Below are 21217 nucleotides of genomic sequence, written 5' to 3'. Positions count from 1 at the left end.
TTCGCCCTTCGGGCACCTTCTCCCCGCGAACGGGGAGAAGGAAAGGCAACCAATCAACGCCGATATTCAAATCCCAGCTTCCGTCCCAGCCGCGACGCATAGAATTCGCCGATGACGCCACGCCGGAAGAGCAGGACACAGACCATGAAGACGATGCCGGTGATGATGGTGACGGGGAATTCCGACGTCGCGAGGTAGTTTTCCAGGGTCGCTACGAATCCCGCGCCGAAGAGCGGGCCGATCAGCGTGCCTATGCCGCCGAGCAGGGTCATCAGGATCACTTCGCCCGACATCTGCCATGCGACGTCGGTGAGCGTCGCGAACTGGAAGACCAGCGCCTTGACCGCTCCAGCGAGTCCCGCCAGCGCCGCCGACATGACGAAGGCGCCAAGCTTGTAATGCGCGACGGAATAGCCGAGCGAGATCGCCCGCTGCTCATTCTCGCGGATCGACTTCAGGATCATGCCGAAAGGCGAATTGATGAAGCGCCAGATGATCAGAACGCCGATCAGGAACACGGCGAGGACGAAATAATACATGTTGAAGGAATTGTTGAGATCGAGGATGCCGAAGAGATAGCCGCGCGGCACGGACTGAATGCCGTCCTCGCCATGGGTAAACGCAGCCTGCAGGCAGAAGAAATAGAACATGTAGGACAGCGCCAGCGTGATCATGGCGAAGTAGATGCCCTGCCGTCGGATCGCGACGAAGCCCATGACCAGGCCGAGCAGCGCCGCGCCGGCGACGCCGATCAGGATGCCGAGCTCCGGCGGCACGCCCCACTCCTTCACCGCATAGGCGGTGAAATAGGCGGCACCGCCGAAGAAGGTGGCATGACCGAAGGAGAGCAGGCCGGCATAGCCGAGCAGCAGGTTGAAGGCGCAGGCGAAAAGCGCGAAGCAAAGCACCTTCATGACGAAGATCGGGTAGATGAAGAACGGCGCCCAGATCAGCCCGACGACGCCGATAACCAGCAGCAGTTTCTGCGCCGAAAACCTCTGGTGTCGCCTGGATCCCAATGTGGTCAGATCAACCATCTCACGCATCCCGACCGAAGAGGCCCGCAGGCCTGATGAGCAGCACGATCGCCATGATCACGAAGATGACGATATTCGACGCTTCCGGATAGAAGACCTTGGTCAGGCCCTCTGCAATTCCGAGCATATAACCTGTCACGATCGCGCCCATGATCGACCCCATGCCGCCGACGACGACCACGGCAAAGACGATGATGATCATGTTCGATCCCATCAGCGGCGAGACCTGATAGATCGGCGCCGCCAGCACGCCGGCAAAGGCGGCAAGTGCGACACCGAAACCATAAGTCAGCGTCAGGAGCACGGGCACATTGACGCCGAAGACCTGGACGAGCACGGAATTTTCCGTCGCCGCGCGCAGATAGGCGCCGAGCTTTGTCTTCTCGATCAGCAGCCAGGTGCCGATGCAGACGATGAGAGAGGCGATGATCACCCAGCCGCGATAGACGGGCAGGAACATGAAACCGATGTTCCTGGCACCCGCCAGTTCCGCCGGCACCGCATAAGGCTGGCCTGAGGAGCCGTAGAGATAGCGGAACGTGCCCTCGATGGTCAGCGCCATGCCGAAAGTGAAGAGCAGGCCGTAGAGCGGATCGATGTTGTAAAGCTGGCGCAGGCATAGCCGCTCGACGAGGGCACCGAACAGACCGACGATCAGCGGCGCCACGATCAAGGCCGGCCAATAGCCGACCCCGGCATAGGCGAGCAGCAGATAGGCTGTGAAGGCGCCGAGCATGTAAAGCGCGCCGTGAGCAAAATTGATCACCCGCAGCATGCCGAAGATGATCGCGAGCCCCAGGCTCAGCAGCGCATAAAAGGAGCCGTTGATGAGGCCGATCAGCAATTGCCCGAGAAGGGCCTGGGCGGGGATACCGAATATCGTCGTCATGGTTCAGACCCCCAGCACTTTGTGCAGCATGTCCATGCGCTCGGGCAGTTCGCCGACCGGAAACTCCGAGACCATCTGGCCGTGATCCATCACGTAGAAGCGATCGGCGATGCGGCTGGCGAAACGGAAGTTCTGCTCGACCAGCAATATGGTCATCCCTCGCGCCTTGAGCTTCTGCAGGACCTCGCCGATGCGCTGGACGATGACGGGCGCAAGGCCTTCCGTGGGCTCGTCGAGCAGCAACATGCGGACGCCGGTGCGCAGGATGCGCGCCATGGCGAGCATCTGCTGCTCGCCGCCGGAAAGCTTGGTGCCGGCGCTGTTGCGGCGCTCGTGCAGATTGGGAAACAGTTCGAAAATCTCGTCGACCGTCATCCCGCCTGATGCCACGACCGGCGGTAACATCAGGTTTTCATAGACGCTGAGCGTCGAAAAGATGCCGCGTTCCTCCGGAACGAAACCGATGCCCTTGTGGGCGGTCTTGTGCAAAGGCACCTGCATCATGTCGGCGCCGGCAAAGGCGATCCTGCCCTTGCGCGCGCGGACGATGCCGACGATGGTGCGCAATGTCGTCGTCTTGCCGACGCCGTTGCGGCCAAGGATGGTGATGGTTTCGCCCTCGCCGACCCGCATATCGACGCCATGCAGAATGTGGCTTTCGCCATACCAGGCATTCAGCCCCTGGACTTCGAGCAACGCCGCCATCCTCAAGCCTCCTCTGTGCCCATATAGGCTTCACGGACGCGCGGGTCGCGGCTGACCGTTGCGTAATCGCCCTGAGCCAGGATCTCGCCGCGCTGCAGCACGGTAACCTGATGGCAGATATCAGCGACGACGGAGAGATTATGCTCCACCATCAGCACGGCCCTGTCGCGCGCCACCTCGCGGATGATGGCGGAGACGGTGTTGACATCCTCCAGCCCCATGCCGGCCATCGGCTCGTCGAGCAGCAGCACTTTCGGGTCGAGCGCCAGGGTCGTCGCGATCTCCAGCACGCGCTTGCGGCCATAGGAAAGATCGGCGGCAACGGCATCCCGCTCCTTCGAAAGTCCGACGGACGCGAGAAGCTGCTCGGCGCGGGCGTTGAGGCTGTCGAGCGCCGAGATCGGCCGCCAGAATTGATGGGCGAGATTGCTCGTCCTCTGCAAGGCGACACGAACATTGTCGAGCACGGTTAGATGCGGGAAAACAGCCGAAATCTGGAAGGAGCGCACGAGGCCCATGCGCGCCACCTTGTCGGGTCTCGTGCGGGTAATATCGGTGCCGAGCAGCGTGATCGTGCCGTGGGTGGGCTGCAGGAACTTGGTGAGCAGGTTGAACACCGTCGTCTTGCCGGCGCCGTTCGGGCCGATCAGCGCGTGGACGCGGGCATGCTGCACATCGAGATCGACATTCTTGACGGCGGTAAAACCACCGAAATCGCGGCGGAGTCCCCGGGCGGACAAGACCACCCGAGGCTCTTCATGCTGATCTATTGCTGATATCGCCATCGGCCGGCCGTAACCTCATTGCTTGACGAGATCGCAACCACTCTTGGCGGGATCGATATAGGCTTCCTTGCCAGGAATGGTTGCCAGCACGTTGAAGTAATCCCACGGCTGCTTGCTCTCATCCGGCTTCTTGACCTGGAGCAGATACATGTCGTGGATCATGCGGCCGTTGGCGCCGACCGTGCCGCCGCGGCCGAAGAAATCATCGACCGGCATTTCATGCAGTTCCTTGGCGACGGCCTCGGTATCATCAGTGCCGGCCTTCTGCACCGCCTTCAGATATTGCGTGACGGCGGAATAGGTGCCGGCGTGGATCATGTTCGGCATCTTGCCGGTGCGGGCGAAGAAGCGCTTGCCGAATTCGCGGCTCTTGTCGTCGAGGTTCCAGTAATAGCCCTCGGTCAGCGTCAACCCTTGAGCCGCCTGCAGGCCGAGGCCGTGGACTTCGGCGAGCGTGAAGAGAAGTGCCGCCAGATGCTGGCCGCCCTGGGTGATGCCGAATTCCGAGGCCTGCTTAATGGCGTTGGAGGTATCGAGGCCGGCATTGGCAAGGCCGATGACCTTGGCGCCGGACGATTGCGCCTGCAAAAGGAAGGATGAGAAATCATTCGTCGACAGCGGATGGCGAACGGAACCCAAAATCTTGCCGCCGCTTGCCTTGACGTAATCGCCGGTCTGCTGCTCCAGCGAATAGCCGAAGGCGTAGTCGGCCGTGAGGAAGAACCAGGTATCGCCGCCCTGCTTGACCAGCGCGCCGCCGGTGCCGACGGCCAGAGCATGCGTGTCGTAGGCCCAGTGAAAGCCATAGGGCGAGCATTGCTTGCCTGTCAGATCCGTCGTTGCAGCGCCGGTGACGATATCGATCTTCTTCTTCTCCTTGGCGACGGCCTGCACGGCAAGCGCCACCGACGAGGTCGTCAGCTCCATGATCGCGTCGACCTTGTCCTGGTCGTACCACTGGCGGGCGATGTTCGAAGCGATATCCGGCTTGTTCTGATGGTCGGCATCGACGATCTCGATCGGCACGCCGAGCACCTTGCCGCCGAAATCCTCGACGGCCATCTTTGCAGCCTCCACGGACGACTTGCCGCCGAAATCGGCATAGACGCCCGACTGGTCATTCAGGATGCCGATCTTCACGACACCGTCGGACGCGCCGGCGGCGAAAGCCGCTGTGCTGGTTGCAAGCAGAAGTGCCAGGGATGCAATAAGACTCTTTCGCATATTCTCCTCCCAGAGATTTGGCAAAAATGAATCTGTTCAAATTTGGCCAGCCGCTTTCCTCCAAACGACTTTCCGAGACGGGCAGGATCAAGGAAATCGCGCGTTGACGCAAGTCGCGATTGCAATTAATTCCAAACAGGGTCTGTTCATTTTTGAACAGAAGGGGGAAACATGAAGGGCACGCCGCACTTTACCTGGGACGATCTGCAATTCTTCCTCGCCGTGGCACGAACCGGACAGCTTTCGACCGCGGCCCGGCAGTTGCGCACCAGCCATGCCACCGTTTCGCGCCGCATCGACCGGCTGGAATTCGCCCTGAAGGTCAAGTTATTCGAGCGCAATCCGCGCGGCTACATGCTGACGGGCATGGGCCAGCGGTTCATCGACACGGCGGAGCGCATGGAGCAGGAAACCGAGCGTCTTCGGACGGATCTTTCCGCCGGATCGGCGGCGCAGCGCGGTGTAGTGCGCATCAGCGCGCCGGAAGGCTTTTCGAATTTCTTCTTTACCGGCGTGCTGCCGGAATTCACGGCGAAACATCCGACCATTTCGCTGGAGCTGATCACCATCCAGCAGATCATGTCGCTCTCGCGCAAGGAGGCCGACATCGTCGTCGTGCTCGACCCGCCGAAGGCCGGCCCCTATTTCACCGAGAAGCTGACCGACTATCACCTTCAGGTCTATGGATCGCAAGATTATCTCGCCAGCCATCGAGCGATCGAGAGCCGCGACGACCTGCCCGACTGCGCTTTCATCGGCTATATCGAGGACATGATCTTCGCGCCGGGGCTGGACTATCTCGGCGACGTCCATCCGCGCATCAGGCCGCAATTCCAGAGCTCGAGCATCTTCGCGCAACTGACGGCGACCAAGAACGGACTGGGGCTTTGCGTGCTGCCGTTTTTCATCGCCGGCAAGCATCCGGATCTGCAGGTCGTGCTGCCGCAGGAAGTGGATCTCAAGCGCCACTATTGGATTACCTGCCACCGCGATCTGCGCCAATCGCCGCGCGTGCGCACCGTCATCGATTTTCTGACGGAAGCTGTACGCCGGAATGCGCCGGCCTTTCTCGGGCCTTGGAGACGTGCTGACAGCTGATGCGGTCGGCTCCGGTCCTCCGGGCTACCGGATGCTCGGGGCAGCGTAGACCTTCTTGAGGCCGCCCGCATCGAAGCCTGAACGTTGCGCAAGCTGCAGTTCCCAATCCAGCGACGAGCGCACGATCGTTTCCAGGCAATTGTATTTCGGCGCCCAGCCGAGTTCCCGATGGGCGAGCGTCGCATCGGCGACGACGCTGGCCGTGTCGCCCGGCCGGCGCGGCGACATGTGGATGCGGAATGCACGGCCATGGACGCGCATGACCATGTTGAGCACATCAAGCACGGAATAGCCCAGGCCATACCCGCAATTGGCGACCAGCGGCCGGCCGCCGCTGCGCAGATGGCGCAGCGCCATGAGGTGCGCATCCGCAAGATCGCTGACATGGATGTAGTCGCGAACGCCCGTACCATCATGCGTCGGATAGTCGGTGCCATAGATATCGACCTGATGGCGGCGGCCGAGTGCCGCCTCGCAGGCAACCTTGATGAGATGGGTCGCACCCTCGGTCGACTGGCCGGCCCGCCCCTTAGGGTCGGCGCCGGCGACGTTGAAGTAGCGCAGCGCGACATAGCGGAAATCATAGGCCGCAGCGGCATCGCGCAGCATCAGCTCCGACATGAGCTTGGATTGACCATAGGGCGATTCAGGCCGCAATGGTGCGCCTTCGCTGACCGGCCTTTCCGCGGGCTGCGGACCGTAGACGGCGGCGGTGGAAGAAAAGACGAAATGACGGATGCCAGCCTTGACGGCGGCGCTCATCAGGATGCGGGTCTTGCCGGTGTTGTTTTCGTAATAGGCGAGAGGGTCCTCGATCGACATCGGCACCACGGCCGAACCGGCAAAGTGGATGATGGCGTCTATGTCGTTTTCGGCGAAAATCTTCTGCAGCAGCGCTTCGTCCGCCATGTCGCCGAGATAGAACCGGGCGGCGGGCGGAACAGCCCAGCGAAAACCGGTCGAAAGGCGGTCGACGACCACCACGTCCTCGCCCGCGTCAAGCAATCTCCAGACCATATGGCTGCCGATATATCCGGCTCCGCCCGTCACCAACACCGTCATTCTTCGCGTCCCCGCCAAGTCGTATTGGCGAATATATGAGGGTTGTATTCGTGCGATTTGATTAAAAGCCTGCGCTGAGCAGACTTTAGGAACGGGAAGTTTGTTTCTATGGTTAGGTAGGGATTTGCGGGATCGGTTGCATTTTATCGATTGGCTATACGACGGGTAAGTATCGATATCGGGGAGGATGCGCATCCCCCTCTGTCACTGTCGTGACAGAGGGGGTATCAGAGGTGCGGCAATCGCGAAGATGCTTCTCGTTACAAACTCAAAATATACCGGCTCAACCGCTCTGCGGCATCGGCGACCTGAGCCGGGTCGCGCAGGAAGCAGGCGCGCAGGAAGAGTTCGCCGCCCTGCCCGAAAGCCGTTCCGGGCGCGAGGCCAACGCCGGTCTTGTCGACGATGTCGATGGCGGCTCCGCGGCTGTCGGTGACGCCGTCGATCTTGAGGAAGGAATAGAGCGCTCCATCCGGCTTCAGCGTCTGCACGCGGTTGGTGGCGATCAGGGCATCGCAGAGAATATCGCGAGAACGGGTGGCCTTGGCGATGTTCGAGCGAACGAAGTCATCGCCCTCGTTCAGGGCGGCGACCGCGCCGCGCTGCATGAATTGCGCGACGCCGGATGTCGAATATTGTACGAGATTTTCGATTACCTGGCCGAGTTCGGCCGGCGCGACGATCCAGCCGACCCGCCAGCCGGTCATCGACCAGTTCTTCGAGAAGGAATTGACGAAGAGGATCTTGTCGTCGGCTTCCTTGATATCGAGGAAACTCGGCGCGCGGCCGCCGGCATAATAGTAGAGCGCGTAGATTTCGTCCGCCATGATCCAGAGACCGTGCTTTCGCGCCAGCGCCAGAATATCGGCAAGATCCTGATGCGTTGCCGTCCAGCCGGTCGGGTTGGATGGGGTGTTGATGAAAAGACCCTTGGTCTTCGGCGTGATCGCAGCCTCGAGACGCCCGAGATCGAGCGACCATTTGCCATTCTCGAACTGCAGCGGCACACCGACGGAGCGGGCGCCTGATATCTCCAGCGCGGCGGCGATATTCGGCCAAGCGGGTGTCAGATAGACCATTTCGTCGCCGGGCGAGGTGATCGCCTGTACGGAAAGCTGGATCGCCTGCATGCCGGAGCCGGTGACGTAGAAATGCTCCATCGGCAAGGAGGTGCCGAAGTGCCGGCCATAGTAATCGGCGAGCGCCTGGCGCAGTTCCGGAATGCCGCGTTGCCAGGTGTAGAAGGTTTCGCCGGCGTTGAGCGAGGCCATGGCGGCGCGATTGATGAAATCCGGCGTCGGCAGATCGCCCTCGCCGACCCAGAGCGGCAGGAGGCCGTCACGGCCACGGGCATAATTCACAACTTCGACGATCCCGCTTTCGGGTGCTGCAAGCGCACGCGGGCTGAGGCTATTCAGTATCGACATGCAAAGTCTCCGGTTTTCGCCTTCATAGAGCACAATGGTGGGCAAATCCCATGACTTTGCCTTAGTGACCGATCGATTTTGGTGATGAATAAAGCCCCGGCCCTTGTCGGGCCGAGGCTTTAAAATCAGCGGCGCGGAGCCCCCTCAACGCTTGGCGAGAAGGTCGCGGATCTCGGTGAGCAACTGGACATCCGCCGGCGGAGGCGCTGCCTCGGCGATCTTCTCTTCCTTGCGCTCGACTTGCTTGCGCAACGTGTTCACGCCCTTGACCATCAGGAAGATGATCCAGGCGAGGATGAGGAAGTTGATGAGGACGGTGATGAAATTACCGTAGGCGAAAACCGCACCCTGGGCGCGGGCAGCCGCCAGTGTCGGCGCATTGACCGCCGAGGAGAGACCGAAGAAGTAGTTCGAGAAATCGAAGCCGCCGAAAATCGCACCGACGACCGGCATGATGATATCGTCAACCAGCGATTTCACGATGCCGCCGAAAGCACCGCCGATGATCACTCCGACGGCGAGATCCATGACATTGCCGCGTGCGATAAATGCCTTGAATTCATTAAGCATTGAGCAGACCCCTTCGCGTTGCCGTTGAATTCGCTAAAGATAATTAGCATCATCTTCTGCTTTATTTTTCAATAACAAATTGACGAAGGGCCCCATTCCGGCACGCGTATTCCAAGGAAATTCCATTGCATTGACAATTTTTGCGTGTATTCATCCGTTAACTTGTTCGTCAGTTGCGGGCAACCAATCAAAGTCGCAAAGAAGACAGCCCGACAGCGTCTGGTGAGTCGTGCGCCGGAATCGACCGCCGTCTCAAGTTCGGGATGTGTCCCTCGGCATTGCTCGTGCGATGAGTTCGCGAACATAGTCTGTGCCGGGCGCCTGATCGAAAAGGACGCGGTACATGATCGGCGAAATGACGTGATCCATCAGCTCGACCAGGGTCGGAAAAGCTTCACCGTATTCCTTGGCCCGGGCAATGAGCACACATAATTGATGCTGGGTATAGCCGCTGCACCTTTCGGCATTTGTCGCATCGGCGGCCGAGAGCACATCGCGGATCATCTCGCGGCCGACGCCGGAGGCCATTTCGTCTGCATATTGCTCGACCCAGGCTTCGAGATCGTCGCGCGCGCTGCCGATCTTTGGCGGCGCGCCGTCAGGCTGCAGGCGCGAGGCAGCGACATCGGCCAGGAGCTCCTGCAGATCGCCCCAGCGGCGATAGATCGTCGACGGCGTGACATTGGCGCGCTGCGCGATCAACGGGATCGTCACATCGGCGCGATCCATTGTCGAGAGCATATCGCGGACGGACTGGTGCACCGCAGCCTGAACCCTGGCGCTGCGCCCACCCGGACGCGGGTTTTCCCTATAGCCCATAAACCTTGCCAATCTTTCCCTTTTGCCTATCGTGAACGGGGTTGACTGTCCACTAACGCAAATTATTTGCTTTTGTGCATGCGGCGCTCTATATGAGCCTAACGCAATCTTTTAGCTTTAAGCAGGATATAGTCGATGCCCTCGATCGAATCCACCGCCAGCACTCCGATTTCGCCGGCCAGACGCCTGGCGCCGTTCTATTATGCAGTGACGAGCGCCCTGTTCTTTGCCGCTTCCTCCGCGCCGACACCGCTTTATCGCCTCTACCAGCAGGCCTTCGCCTTTTCGCCGGTGCTGATCACGGTGATCTTCGCCGTCTATGCCTTCGCCCTGCTCGTCGCGCTGCTCATCGTCGGTTCGATCTCCGATCATCTCGGCCGCCGCCCGGTGATCTTTGTGTCCATCCTCCTCAATATGGTGGCGATGGCGTTGTTTTTAATGGCCGAGGGTCCGAATTGGCTGATCGTCGCGCGCATCGTGCAGGGCCTGGCAACGGGCGCCGCAGCAAGCTCCATCGGCGCCGCGCTTGTCGATCTCGATCCGATCAAGGGTTCGATCACCAACAGCCTTGCGCCGCTTGCCGGCATGGCGATCGGCGCGCTCGGTACGAGCCTGCTGGTCGAGTACGCGCCGGCGCCAACGCTGTTTGTCTATGCCGTGACGCTCGTCCTGCTTGCCATTCAGGCCGTGCTTCTCTGGCTGGTGCCGGAAACGACCCGACGCCGGGCCGGGCTTCTCGCATCGCTGAAGCCGGAAGTGGCGGTTCCGCCGCAGGCTCGCCGCGCATTGCTGGCGCTGACGCCGATCAATGTTGCCGTCTGGGCCCTCGGCGGCTTCTATCTATCGCTGGTGCCCTCGCTCGTGAGTGCGACGACCGGCAGCACGGCGCCTCTCGTCGGCGGCTCCGTGGTCGCGGCGCTGACGATCAGCGGCGCGGGTGCTGTGTTTCTGCTGCGCAAGAGATCGGCCGCGACATCAATGACATTTGGCATATCGAGCATGACGCTCGGCGTATTGACTGTCGTCGCCGGCGTGCATGCGGCTGAGGTGTCGATCCTTGCCGCGGGAACGCTGATCGCCGGCGCAGGCTTCGGCGCGACTTTCCTCGGCACCGTGCGCAGCATCATGCCGCTGGCAAAGCCGGACGAGCGCGCCGGGCTGCTTTCGGCCTTCTATATCCAGAGCTACCTCGCCTTCAGCGTGCCGGCTATCCTGGCAGGCTTCCTGTCGAAGGCGCTCGGATTTGCTGCGGCAGCCGACATTTACGCGGCGGCGATCCTTCTGCTGGTCGGCTGGGGTGTCCTTGCCCTGCGGGCTGGCAAGGAGAAACCGTTGAGCATAGCGTAAGATAATCCTTACGGTTTCAGTTCGAGTTCGGCGCGGCCGCTGCCGTCCATCGCAAATGGCACCGACGTGTGCTCGTGCACGATCTTCCAGACACCGGCCTGCTTTCTGAGGCCGAGCGTCTGGCGGAACCAGAGGTCGACTTCGAAGCCATCGGTCTTCCGGCCAGTCATATGCACAAGCCCGGTCCAGAAGGCGACGTCTTCACCGACAGTCAGCTTGACGTCGACGGCATCGCCACCGATCGGGCCTTGCCAGGTCGAAAACCAATTCTCCAAGCCGTCTGCACCTTTGCCCTTGTGCACCAGGGGTGCCGCCAGCGTGAAGCTGACGATATCGTCGCTCAGATGCCCAACGACACCAGCCGCATCCTTGTTGCCAAGGGCGGTGGCCCAGCTTGCAAGCACGTCACCAATGGCTTCGGCCTCGTCGCGATTGCCGATGATCTCTGTCATGTCACTCTCCTCGGTTTGGTGGACTGAGCAGAGGACGAACGAAATGGGCCGATCCCGACAGGAGCGGCCCATTTTTTGCTGTCCGCGATGGATTATTGCCTCAAGCCGCCTTCTCGACGCCGTAGGGATTGAAGCGGCCGTAGAAGCTCTCGCCCTTCGCGGCCATGTCCTTCAGAAGTGCCGTTGGTATGAAATGCGGACCATAGGCCGTCGCAAGCTTTTCGCAGAGATCGACAAAAGCCTGGGCGCCCATGCCATCGATGTAAGACAGCGCGCCACCGGCATAAGGTGCAAAGCCGAAGCCGAGAATGGAGCCGACATCGGCCTCACGTGGATCGGTGACGATGCCCTCTTCCATGGTACGCGCCGCCTCAAGCGCGATGGTGACGAGGAAGCGCTGCTTCAGCACGCCGACATCGACGTCATCGGCCTTCTTCTGCGGATAAAGCTCTTTCAGGCCCGGCCAAAGCGACTTCTTGGCCGGTTTCGGCGGATAGTCGTAGAAACCCTTGGTATTCTTCCGACCGAGGCGACCTTCGCCTTCCACAAGACCGCTGACTAGCTGCATGTGACGCGGATCGACCGCTTTCTCACCGAGATCCGCGACGGTCGCCTTCAGGATCTTGTAGGACAGATCGATGGCAACTTCGTCGTTGAGCGCCAACGGGCCGACAGGCATGCCGGCCATCTTGGCGGCATTCTCGATCATCGCCGCGGGCACGCCTTCGATCAGCATGTCATAGGCTTCATGGATGTAACGGAAGACGCAGCGATTGACGAAGAAGCCGCGGGTGTCGTTGACGACGATCGGCGTCTTCTTGATGGCGGCGACGTAATCCAGCGCGACGGCAATGGCACGGTCGCCCGTTTCCTTGCCGAGGATGACCTCGGTCAGCATCATCTTCTCGACGGGCGAGAAGAAATGGACCCCGATGAAATCCGCCGGGCGCTTGGAATTCTTAGCGAGACCGGTGATCGGCAACGTCGAGGTGTTGGAGGCGAAGATGGCGCCTGCCGGCAGCACGGCTTCCACCGCTTCGATGACGGCCTTCTTGACGTCGCGATCCTCGAACACCGCCTCGATGACGAGATCCGCATCCTTCAGATCGGAGTAATCGGCCGAGGGCGTAATGCGGGAAAGCAGGGCTGCTCCCTCATCCTGAGTCAGTCTTCCCTTACCAATTGAATCCTTGACCAGACCTTCGCCGACACCCTTGCCCTTGGTCGCGGCTTCCATATCACGATCGATGAGCGTGACCGGGATGCCGGCCGCTGCGGTGACATAGGCGATGGAAGCCCCCATGAAGCCGGCGCCGACAACGCCGACTTTCTTCAACACCGTCTTCGGTTGCCCCGCCGGGCGACGAGCACCCTTGCCGAGTTCCTGCATGGAGATGAACAGCGAGCGGATCATCGAATAGGCTTCAGTGGTCTGCAGCACATGTGTGAAATAGCGCTGCTCGATCTTCAGGCCGGTGTCGAAGGGAACCTGCAGACCTTCATAGACGCATTTCAGGATAGCGAGTGCGGCCGGATAGTTGCCCGATGTCTCGCGGCGCAGAATGGCCGGGGCTGCCGGCCAGAGCTGGGCTGCGGCCGGCGTCCAGATGCCGCCGCCCGGCGCCTTGAAACCCTTTTCATCCCAGGGTGCGACCGGCTTCAGGCCGTCCTTGATCATCTGTTTGGCCGCGGGGATCAGCTGGTCCGGCTCGACCACCTGGTGCAGGAGGTTCATCGCCTTGGCGCGCGCCGCCGTCAGCGACTGGCCCGTCGTCATCATCTGTAGGGCCGACTGAGCGTCAGTCAATCGTGACACACGCTGCGTGCCGCCGGCACCCGGGAAGATGCCGACCTTGACCTCGGGCAGCGCGATCTTGACGCTCTTGGCACTCGAAGCGACGCGACCATGGCAGGCCAGCGACAGCTCGAAGGCACCGCCCATGCAGGTGCCGTTGATGGCCGAAACCCACGGCTTGCCGCAGGTCTCCAGCTTGCGGAACAGGCCAGTCATGCGACCGACGAGATCGAAGAGCTTCTGCGTCGCGGCGGCCGGATCCCTGGCCTTCTCCTCCTGATAGAACGAGAACATCGACTTGATCATCGACAGATCGGCACCGCCGGAGAAGGACGATTTGCCCGAGGTGAAGACCACGCCCTTGACGGCTGCATCGGCAACTGTCGCGTCGATGATGGCGTTCAGCTCGTCCATCACCTCGGCGGTGAAGACGTTCATGGACTTGCCGGGCATGTCCCAGGTGACGAGTGCGATGCCGTCTGCGTCGGTCTCGACAGTGAAATTTGTGTAAGCCATTGGTTTCCCCTCCCTCAGACGCGTTCGATGATCGTGGCCGTGCCCATGCCGGCGCCGATGCAGAGCGTGACCAGCGCGGTATTGAGGTCGCGGCGCTCCAGCTCGTCCAGAACGGTGCCGAGGATCATCGCGCCGGTCGCGCCCAGCGGATGGCCCATTGCGATGGCGCCGCCGTTGACGTTGATCTTGTCGTGCGGAATGGCGAAGGCCTGCATGTAGCGCAGCACGACGGCGGCGAAGGCTTCGTTGAGCTCGAAGAGATCGATATCGGCAAGGGTCATGCCCGAGCGCTTCAACAGCTTTTCGGTGACGTCGACGGGGCCGGTCAGCATCAATGCCGGATCGGAGCCGATATTGGCGAAAGCCTTGATGCGGCCGCGCGGCTTCAAGCCCATGCTCTCGCCGCCCGCCTTGGAGCCGAGCAGCACGGCGGCAGCGCCATCGACGATGCCGGAAGAATTGCCGGCATGATGGACGTAGTTGATGCGCTCCACTTCCGGATGCGCCTGGATGCCGACGGCTTCGAAGCCGCCCATCTCACCCGGCATCTGGAAGGAGGGATTGAGCGAGGCCAGCGCCTGCATATCGGTGCCGGGGCGCATATGCTCATCCCTGTCGAGGATCGTCAGGCCGTTGATATCCTTCACCGGAATGACAGAATTCTTGAAGTAGCCCTTCTCCCAGGCATTACCAGCGCGCTTCTGGCTTTCAACGGCATAGGCATCGACATCATCGCGCGAGAAGCCGTATTTGGTGGCGATCAGATCGGCTGAGACGCCCTGCGGCATGAAATAGGCCGGGAAGTTGACCGAGGGATCCATGAACCACGCGCCGCCGGACATGCCGAGACCGACGCGCGACATGCTTTCGACGCCGCCGGCAATGACGATATCATCAGCCCCTTGCGCGATCTTGGCCGCACCGAAATTCACGGCATCGAGGCCGGAGGCGCAGAAACGGGAAATCTGCATGCCGGGCGCCTTGGTGGAGTAGCCCGCTTCGAAGGCAGCACCCCTCGGGATGACGGCGCCTGCTTCCATGACCGGATCGACGCAGCCCATGATGATGTCGTCAACCGTCGCTGTGTCGAGACCGTTGCGGTCGCGGATCGCTTCAAGCGTCTTGGCGGCAAGACGTACGGACGGCACTTCGTGCAGCGATCCATCCTTCTTGCCCCGCCCGCGCGGCGTGCGCACGTGGTCGTAAATGAAAACCTCGGTCATGTCTCATCTCCCTGCGGCGGCGTGCCGCCTTCCAATTCAGCATATGGCGACCGAAGCCGCGAATTCCCCACTCTCCCCGCCGGGGAGAAGGTCGAACTCAAAAGGCTTCCGCCGCCAGTTCCATCATCGTGTCGGCGCCGGTTTCGATGCGGGCCTTGCGCAGCGCCGTTTCCGGCATGATGCGCTCCATGTAGAACCGCGCCGTGACAAGCTTGTTCTTCAAATAGTCTTCGCGCGCGCTGTCGCCGTTCGCAAGGCCATCCTGCGCCGCCTTCGCCATCTTCGCCCACATATAGCCGAGGACGACGAGGCCGAAGAGGTGCATGTAATCGGTCGAGCCGGCACCGGCATTGTCGGGCTTGGCCATGGCGTTCTGCATGAACCACATGGTCGCGGCCTGCACGTCGTTCAAGCCCTTCTTCAAATGCTTGGTGAAGAAGCCCATCTGTTCGTCGTTGCGATGCTCCTCGCAGAAATCGCCGATCTCCTTGAACATGGCCATGACGGCGCGACCGCCGTTCAGCGCCAGCTTGCGACCGACGAGATCCAGCGCCTGAATGCCGTTGGCCCCTTCATAGATCATGGTGATGCGGGCATCGCGGACATACTGGCTCATGCCATGCTCTTCGATATAGCCGTGGCCGCCGAAGACCTGCTGCGCCATGACGGCATGTTCGAAACCCTTGTCAGTCATGACGCCCTTGAGGATCGGCGTCGCCAGGCCGAGAATATCGTCGGCGGACTGGCGTTCCTTCTCGTCTGGCGAGCGATGGGCGATATCAGACTTCAGCGCCGTCCACAGCAGAAAGGCACGGCCGGCCTCGTTGAAGGCACGGATGGTCATCAGCGTGCGGCGGATATCGGGATGGACGATGATCGGATCGGCCTTCTTGTCCGGCGCCTTCGGGCCGGACAGCGAACGGCCCTGGATGCGTTCGCGGGCATAGGCGGCGGCGTTCTGATAGGCAATCTCGGCGATCGAAAGCCCCTGCAGGCCGACGCCGAGGCGCGCCTCGTTCATCATGACGAACATGGCGTTGAGGCCCTTGTTCTCGGCCCCGATCAGGAAGCCCGTCGCCCCGTCATAGTTCATCACGCAGGTCGCGTTGCCATGGATGCCCATCTTATGCTCGATCGCGCCGCAGGAGACCGGGTTGCGGGCGCCAAGCGAGCCGTCTTCCCTAACGAGAAACTTCGGAACGATGAACAGCGAAATGCCCTTGGTGCCTTCAGGCGCCCCCTCGATGCGGGCAAGAACGAGATGGACGATATTGTCCGTCATGTCGTGCTCGCCGGCGGAAATGAAGATCTTCTGGCCGGAAATCTTGTAGCTGCCGTCGCCTTGCGGAACCGCCTTGGTGCGCAGCAGCCCGAGATCGGTGCCGCAATGCGGCTCGGTGAGGTTCATGGTGCCGGACCATGTGCCATCCACCATCTTCGGCAAATAGGTCTGCTTCTGCGCGTCGGAGCCATGCACGAGGACGGCCGCGATCGCGCCCTGGGTGAGGCCGGGATACATCATCAGCGACATATTGGCGGCGGAGGTGTATTCGCCGACAGCGCAATGCAGCACATAGGGAAGCCCCTGGCCGCCGAATTCCTCCGGCACCGCCAGACCCAGCCAGCCGCCTTCGCGATAGGCGCGATAGGCGTCCTTGAAGCCCTTCGGCGTCGAGACGGTGCCGTCATCATGGCGCACGCAGCCTTCCTGGTCGCCCGAATAGTTCAGGGGGAAGAGCACCTCTTCGGACAGCTTGGCCGCTTCGCCGACGATCGCTTCGATCATGTCGGGCGTGGCTTCGGCGTAACCCGGCAGATTGTTGTAACGCTCGAGCCCGAGCACATCGTTCAGGACGAAGAGCGTATCGTTCACCGGTGCCTTGTAGACTGGCATTTCTCGAATTCCTCCAATTCGCCGCCGGATCTCAGATTCCGGCCACTGGGCTACTCTTACAAAATATTGACGTTTGCGTAAACGTCAAATTTGTGCCGCGCGTTGAAATTTTGGTGACGGGCGATGCGGGAACTGTTGGATCCAGGCAGTGGGAAACACCGGTTTTGGAAGTGCCGCCGGCGCAGTCCCTTCATAAGAATATCCGAACATTCGATTATGGAACCGAAATAAAAGGTTAAGACTTCGGCAAAACTTAACGAGTTGTTTACCACGTTTCGTAAATTGTACGAGTTGAGCAGCAATGCTTCGCGTTTCTTCAATTTTGTCCTTTGAGGAAACGCCGTTTTGCGGCTCGGTTTGAGGAAAGCCAATATATTTATCCCTTTCCGAATGGTGGGATGCGGGCGGCGCGGAAACGTCGCGATGTCCTCGTCCTGTCAGTCCGGTGGCCCGTAGTGGTCGATAGTTCGAAGCGAGCAAAAGACATGAGCGGATCGCGATCAAATCCTACCGGTACGGGCGACTGGGCGTCGCTGGACGCTTTGAGCCGCACGATCGAGGGGCTGGAGGCGCGCATAGAGGGCCTGATGGGCACCGCCGCCTCCCGGGACACCCGCCAGCGCGTTGCCGGCGGCTATGCAGCCGCTCCCGAGCGGGCCGCTGTACCGGAGCGCATGTCGCCCCGCGTCGAACGCGAGGCCCCTGTCAGCCGACCCTATGAACGCCCGCTGCGCGCCGAGCGCCAGGAAAACGATATCCGTCCCGACCCGCTTGCGGAGATCCGCCAGCGTCAGCGCGCGCTTGAGGCGAACCGCGAGCGGCTGCACGCGCGCCGTGACGATATCGCGCATGCCGAACCGCAGCCGACCCGCCGGCCGGTCGATCCTTATACCTCCGCGCGCCAGCCACAGCAGCCGACCGCCGAAAGCTCAGTCGACATCGCCCAGGCGCTCGTCAACCTTCGCCAGGATCTCAAGCGTGACATCGCCGAAAGCGTGACCCGCGAAGTCGGCGCCTTACGCCTCGAAATCCGCGACATCCGCGAGAGCGCGCAGAACACGCAATTCGCCGCCGACGTGCGCGAAGACATGACTCGCCTTGCCGACAGCATCAATCAACTCGCTGGCCAGCCGGAAACGATGGGCTTGAAGGCCGAGTTCGACGAGCTCCGCTCCCTGATGGACGGCCTTGCCCGCGAGGAATCCCTGCATCATGTCGAGCGCCAGGTTAAGGCAATCGACACCGCCGGCCTGCAGGATGAGCTCGTTTCGCTTGCTTATCGCCTCGACGACATGAAACAGCAGCTGGCCGGCAGGAACGACAGCCCGGCCGTGCATGCCCTGGAAAACAAGCTGCTGGCGATCGCGACCGCCGTGGAGAGCTTCGGCAGCATGATGCAGCCGCAGGATCAGGCGATGCAACGGCTGGAAGGCCGCATCGGCGGCCTTGCCGATCAGATAGACCTGATGGGCCGCGATGCGGCGCGGCGCCAGCCGGCCGACGATCTCTCCGGTCGTCTTGAAGCGCTTGCCGTGCGTATCGACGAACTGGGCAGCGCCAAGGCCGTCGCCCGGCTCGAGGAACGTCTGGACCAGCTTTCCTACATGATGGAGCACGCGCAGAAGGCCGCCGTGCAGCCCGAGCTCGTCGGTTATCTCGCCGACATCTCCCACAAGATCGATGCACTGGAGCATGGGTCGGTCGATCACGTGCTGGCGGACCGGCTCGATTACCTGGCCCGCCGCATCGACGAGATGGATTTTCATCCGCCGCTTCCCGCGGCCGGCCTCGACGACGGCATGGCACACCGGCTGGAGGGGCGCCTGTCCGATATCGCGGCACGGCTGGAGGCCAGCACGGCCGCAGCGCCGACGGACACGCAGGCGCTGCGCAATCTCGAAGAGCAGATTGCCCATCTGTCCGCATTGCTGACGAATGAACCGAGGGCTGCTGCCGACCACATCCCGGTCGATTTCGACCGCCGGATGAGCGCCATCGAAGACTATATGGCGACCAATGACGAATACATCATCGAAGCGGCGCGCCACGCGGCGGAAGCAGTCGTCGAGGCCTATTCCCGGGACGGCGGGATCGGCAATGGCGTGCAGGCCGCCGATATGTCCGCTCTTAGCGCGCTCGCCGAGGATCTTCGCCATTTAGAGGATCTCAGCCGCAGCAGCGACGAACGCACGCACCGCACCTTCGAGGCGCTGCATGGCACGCTGCTGCAGATCGCCGACCGCCTGGATCACATGGAGCATCGCCGGCCGACACCTGCCATGCCCGGCGCCGGCTTCGAAAGCGACGTCTTCGCCGAAGAGAACGCGCCGGCCGTGAAGCCGCCGATGGCTGCGCAGCAGAAGGCCGGGCCGATCATCCGCACGATTGCGCCCGCCGAATCCGCCGCCTCTTCCGAGGTCGCCATCGCGGAAGCGATCGATGCCAACACGAAAGCCGAAATCAAGGCGGCCGTGAAGAAGAGCGGCTCGAAGGCCGGTCTGCTCGCCAGCCTTGGCAAGCGTTTGTTCACGCCCGAAAAGGCGGAACCGATCTTCCCGCCGGACCGCCCGGTCATCGAACAGGCACCGTCGATCGATCCCGCCGACATGATGCCCGCCGAAGAGGCCAACGCGCTGCTGGAGCCGGGCTCGGGCGCGCCCGACATCAAAAAAATCCTGGAGCGCGTGCGCGCCAGCCAGAATGCCGCGCGCAACGGCAACAGCCGCCAGCCGACCGAAATCGAACGCGCCGACTATATCGCAGCAGCCCGCCGCGCCGCGCAGGCAGCGGCGATGGAAGTCGACCAGACGCAGCGCTCGACCCCTTCGTCCAAGAAGGACGCAAAAAAGGGCGGTGCATTTTCGCGCTTCCGTCGGCCGATCCTGCTTGCCGTCGGCGCAGCCCTGCTCGCCATCATGGCGTTTCCGCTGGTCAACACGCTGACGCGCGGCCAAAAGGCCCTGCCGCCCGCAGAGGTCTCGACGATGGCCTCGCCGGCAGCCAGCGCCGCGACCAACGGCATCGCTGCCAATGCAAGCCCGATGGTGAACAACCAGCAGCTCGCAAACCAATCCGCCTTGCCTGCCGTTTCCACGGGCAATGCGGCGGACGTTCAACAGACGGCAGCGCCCACCAATCCGGCCCCTGCGCAGACAAACGATCACCTGACGGTCGCTGCTCCGCTCGACGGCAACCAGGCAAGCGAGACTCTGACTCCGGTCGGCAGCACGCCGCCGTCCGCACAGCAGACCGCTGCCTTCGTTCCGGCCGACAAGGCAGCGCTGGCAGCAGCTTCCCCAGCGCCAACGGACATCAGCGTGCCCGACGGCATCCAGCCGCCTTCGCTCGCCGCCGCCGCCAAGTCGGGCGACCCGGTCGCGCTTTTCGAAATCGGCGCACGCTATACGGATGGTCGCGGCGTCGCGGCGGATCTCAAGCAAGCGGCAAGCTGGTATCAGCTTTCGGCCGACAAGGGTTACGCGCCCGCGCAGTACCGTCTTGCCAGCATGTACGAGAAGGGCAACGGCATCGACCACGATCTGGCCAAGGCCAAGCAATATTACGAGCAGGCCTCCAATCAGGGCAACGCCAGCGCCATGCATAACCTCGCCGTCCTCTACGCCTCGGGCGCTGCCGGCCAGCAGGATTATGATTCGGCGGCAAACTGGTTCATCCGCGCCGCCAACCTCGGCGTGTCCGACAGCCAGTTCAACCTCGCGATCCTCTATGCGCGCGGCAACGGCGTGAAGGCGGATCTGCAGGAATCCTACAAGTGGTTCGCGATCGCCGCAAAGAGCGGCGACAAGGACGCCGCTCAGAAGCGCGACGAGGTCGCCAACGCCATGAAGCCGGCCGATCTCGAAAGCGCTCGCGCCAAGGTCGACCTCTGGAAAGTGCAGCCGACCGACGCCAAGGCCAACGGCACCGACATTCCGGAGGAATGGACGACCGGCAAGGGTGTGAACACAGCCTCCATCGACATGAAGAAGGCTATTCGCAACATCCAGGCGATCCTCAACAAGAACGGTTTCGACGCCGGTGCGCCTGATGGCAGCATGGGCGACAAGACCGTGGCGGCATTGAAAAGCTTCCAGAAGTCGGTCGGTCTCCCGTCGGACGGCCGGGTGACCGATCAGGTCGTCAAGGAGCTTCTGGCCCGCAACAAATAGGCTTTGCGGCTCCTGCGGAGTTCAGGACATCGACATGCCGGCGCCACCACGCCGGCATTTTTCGTTTCGGGGAGCCGCGATACGCACTGCCGTCCACATCCTGTCACCCATCTGCTGGATCAACGTCACAGAAATGCGGAAAAATCCGCGCTAGAGTGGAGCCAGCAATTCGAAAACTGAAGCGGCATGGCTTTTCCTAAGGCTC

The 21217-nt window shown here is 61.8% G+C and carries 16 protein-coding genes; 3 read left to right on the top strand and 13 right to left on the bottom strand.

Annotated elements, in window-relative coordinates; genetic code table 11:
* Positions 1-53: 53 nt before the first annotated feature.
* Genes FHT29_RS10630 through FHT29_RS10610 form a run of 5 tightly spaced genes read right to left on the bottom strand, consistent with a single transcriptional unit; the run spans position 54 to position 4640 of the window.
* Positions 54-1037, bottom strand: coding sequence for a branched-chain amino acid ABC transporter permease (locus tag FHT29_RS10630; protein ID WP_037203203.1), 984 nt, complete (start codon positions 1035-1037; stop codon positions 54-56).
* Between the two features lies 1 nt (position 1038).
* Positions 1039-1926 (bottom strand): branched-chain amino acid ABC transporter permease, encoded by an 888-nt coding sequence (locus FHT29_RS10625; RefSeq protein WP_047556033.1) that lies wholly within the window; start codon positions 1924-1926, stop codon positions 1039-1041.
* A 3-nt stretch (positions 1927-1929) separates the two neighbouring features.
* Positions 1930-2631, bottom strand: coding sequence for an ABC transporter ATP-binding protein (locus tag FHT29_RS10620; RefSeq protein ID WP_047556036.1), 702 nt, complete (start codon positions 2629-2631; stop codon positions 1930-1932).
* 2 nt (positions 2632-2633) lie between these two features.
* Complete coding sequence (locus FHT29_RS10615) at positions 2634-3416, bottom strand: ABC transporter ATP-binding protein (protein ID WP_037203199.1); 783 nt, start codon at positions 3414-3416, stop codon at positions 2634-2636.
* Positions 3417-3431: 15 nt separating this feature from the next.
* The gene (locus FHT29_RS10610; RefSeq protein ID WP_037203197.1) at positions 3432-4640 is read right to left on the bottom strand and encodes an ABC transporter substrate-binding protein; all 1209 of its coding nucleotides are present in this window, start codon (positions 4638-4640) and stop codon (positions 3432-3434) included.
* A gap of 171 nt (positions 4641-4811) precedes the next feature.
* Between FHT29_RS10610 and FHT29_RS10605 the strand changes: the two genes are divergently transcribed.
* The gene (locus tag FHT29_RS10605) at positions 4812-5738 is read left to right on the top strand and encodes a LysR family transcriptional regulator (protein ID WP_037203195.1); all 927 of its coding nucleotides are present in this window, start codon (positions 4812-4814) and stop codon (positions 5736-5738) included.
* 24 nt (positions 5739-5762) lie between these two features.
* On the opposite strand, the gene galE is transcribed toward FHT29_RS10605, so the two are convergent.
* The 4 genes from galE to FHT29_RS10585 all read right to left on the bottom strand — a co-directional run bounded on the left by galE (position 5763) and on the right by FHT29_RS10585 (position 9616).
* Positions 5763-6800 (bottom strand): UDP-glucose 4-epimerase GalE, encoded by a 1038-nt coding sequence (gene galE, locus FHT29_RS10600; RefSeq protein WP_037203194.1) that lies wholly within the window; start codon positions 6798-6800, stop codon positions 5763-5765.
* A 260-nt stretch (positions 6801-7060) separates the two neighbouring features.
* Entirely contained in the window at positions 7061-8227 is a 1167-nt protein-coding gene (locus FHT29_RS10595; protein WP_037203192.1) for a pyridoxal phosphate-dependent aminotransferase, read from the bottom strand.
* Between the two features lie 144 nt (positions 8228-8371).
* Positions 8372-8797 carry a large conductance mechanosensitive channel protein MscL gene (mscL, locus tag FHT29_RS10590; protein WP_037203190.1) on the bottom strand — a complete coding sequence of 142 codons (426 nt, stop codon included), beginning with the start codon at positions 8795-8797 and terminating at the stop codon, positions 8372-8374.
* A 252-nt stretch (positions 8798-9049) separates the two neighbouring features.
* Positions 9050-9616 carry a TetR/AcrR family transcriptional regulator gene (locus tag FHT29_RS10585; RefSeq protein ID WP_037203186.1) on the bottom strand — a complete coding sequence of 189 codons (567 nt, stop codon included), beginning with the start codon at positions 9614-9616 and terminating at the stop codon, positions 9050-9052.
* A 135-nt stretch (positions 9617-9751) separates the two neighbouring features.
* Here FHT29_RS10585 and FHT29_RS10580 point away from each other — a divergent pair, with 135 nt between their 5' ends.
* Positions 9752-10963, top strand: coding sequence for an MFS transporter (locus FHT29_RS10580; protein ID WP_168599660.1), 1212 nt, complete (start codon positions 9752-9754; stop codon positions 10961-10963).
* An 8-nt stretch (positions 10964-10971) separates the two neighbouring features.
* On the opposite strand, the gene FHT29_RS10575 is transcribed toward FHT29_RS10580, so the two are convergent.
* The 4 genes from FHT29_RS10575 to FHT29_RS10560 all read right to left on the bottom strand — a co-directional run bounded on the left by FHT29_RS10575 (position 10972) and on the right by FHT29_RS10560 (position 16843).
* Complete coding sequence (locus tag FHT29_RS10575) at positions 10972-11415, bottom strand: nuclear transport factor 2 family protein (protein WP_047556382.1); 444 nt, start codon at positions 11413-11415, stop codon at positions 10972-10974.
* A 100-nt stretch (positions 11416-11515) separates the two neighbouring features.
* Positions 11516-13726, bottom strand: a complete 2211-nt coding sequence (locus FHT29_RS10570) for a 3-hydroxyacyl-CoA dehydrogenase NAD-binding domain-containing protein (RefSeq protein ID WP_168599659.1) — start codon at positions 13724-13726, stop codon at positions 11516-11518.
* A 14-nt stretch (positions 13727-13740) separates the two neighbouring features.
* Positions 13741-14949 (bottom strand): acetyl-CoA C-acetyltransferase, encoded by a 1209-nt coding sequence (locus tag FHT29_RS10565; protein ID WP_168599658.1) that lies wholly within the window; start codon positions 14947-14949, stop codon positions 13741-13743.
* Positions 14950-15046: 97 nt separating this feature from the next.
* Entirely contained in the window at positions 15047-16843 is a 1797-nt protein-coding gene (locus FHT29_RS10560) for an acyl-CoA dehydrogenase C-terminal domain-containing protein (protein WP_168599657.1), read from the bottom strand.
* A 485-nt stretch (positions 16844-17328) separates the two neighbouring features.
* Here FHT29_RS10560 and FHT29_RS10555 point away from each other — a divergent pair, with 485 nt between their 5' ends.
* Complete coding sequence (locus FHT29_RS10555; protein WP_168599656.1) at positions 17329-21012, top strand: peptidoglycan-binding protein; 3684 nt, start codon at positions 17329-17331, stop codon at positions 21010-21012.
* Positions 21013-21217: the final 205 nt, after the last annotated feature.

It is taken from the genome of Rhizobium sp. SG741, from assembly GCF_012275435.1.
GTDB lineage: Bacteria > Pseudomonadota > Alphaproteobacteria > Rhizobiales > Rhizobiaceae > Rhizobium > Rhizobium lusitanum.
The sequence above is the reverse complement of the archived record's forward strand: the minus strand, read 5'-3'. Positions and strand labels throughout refer to the sequence as shown.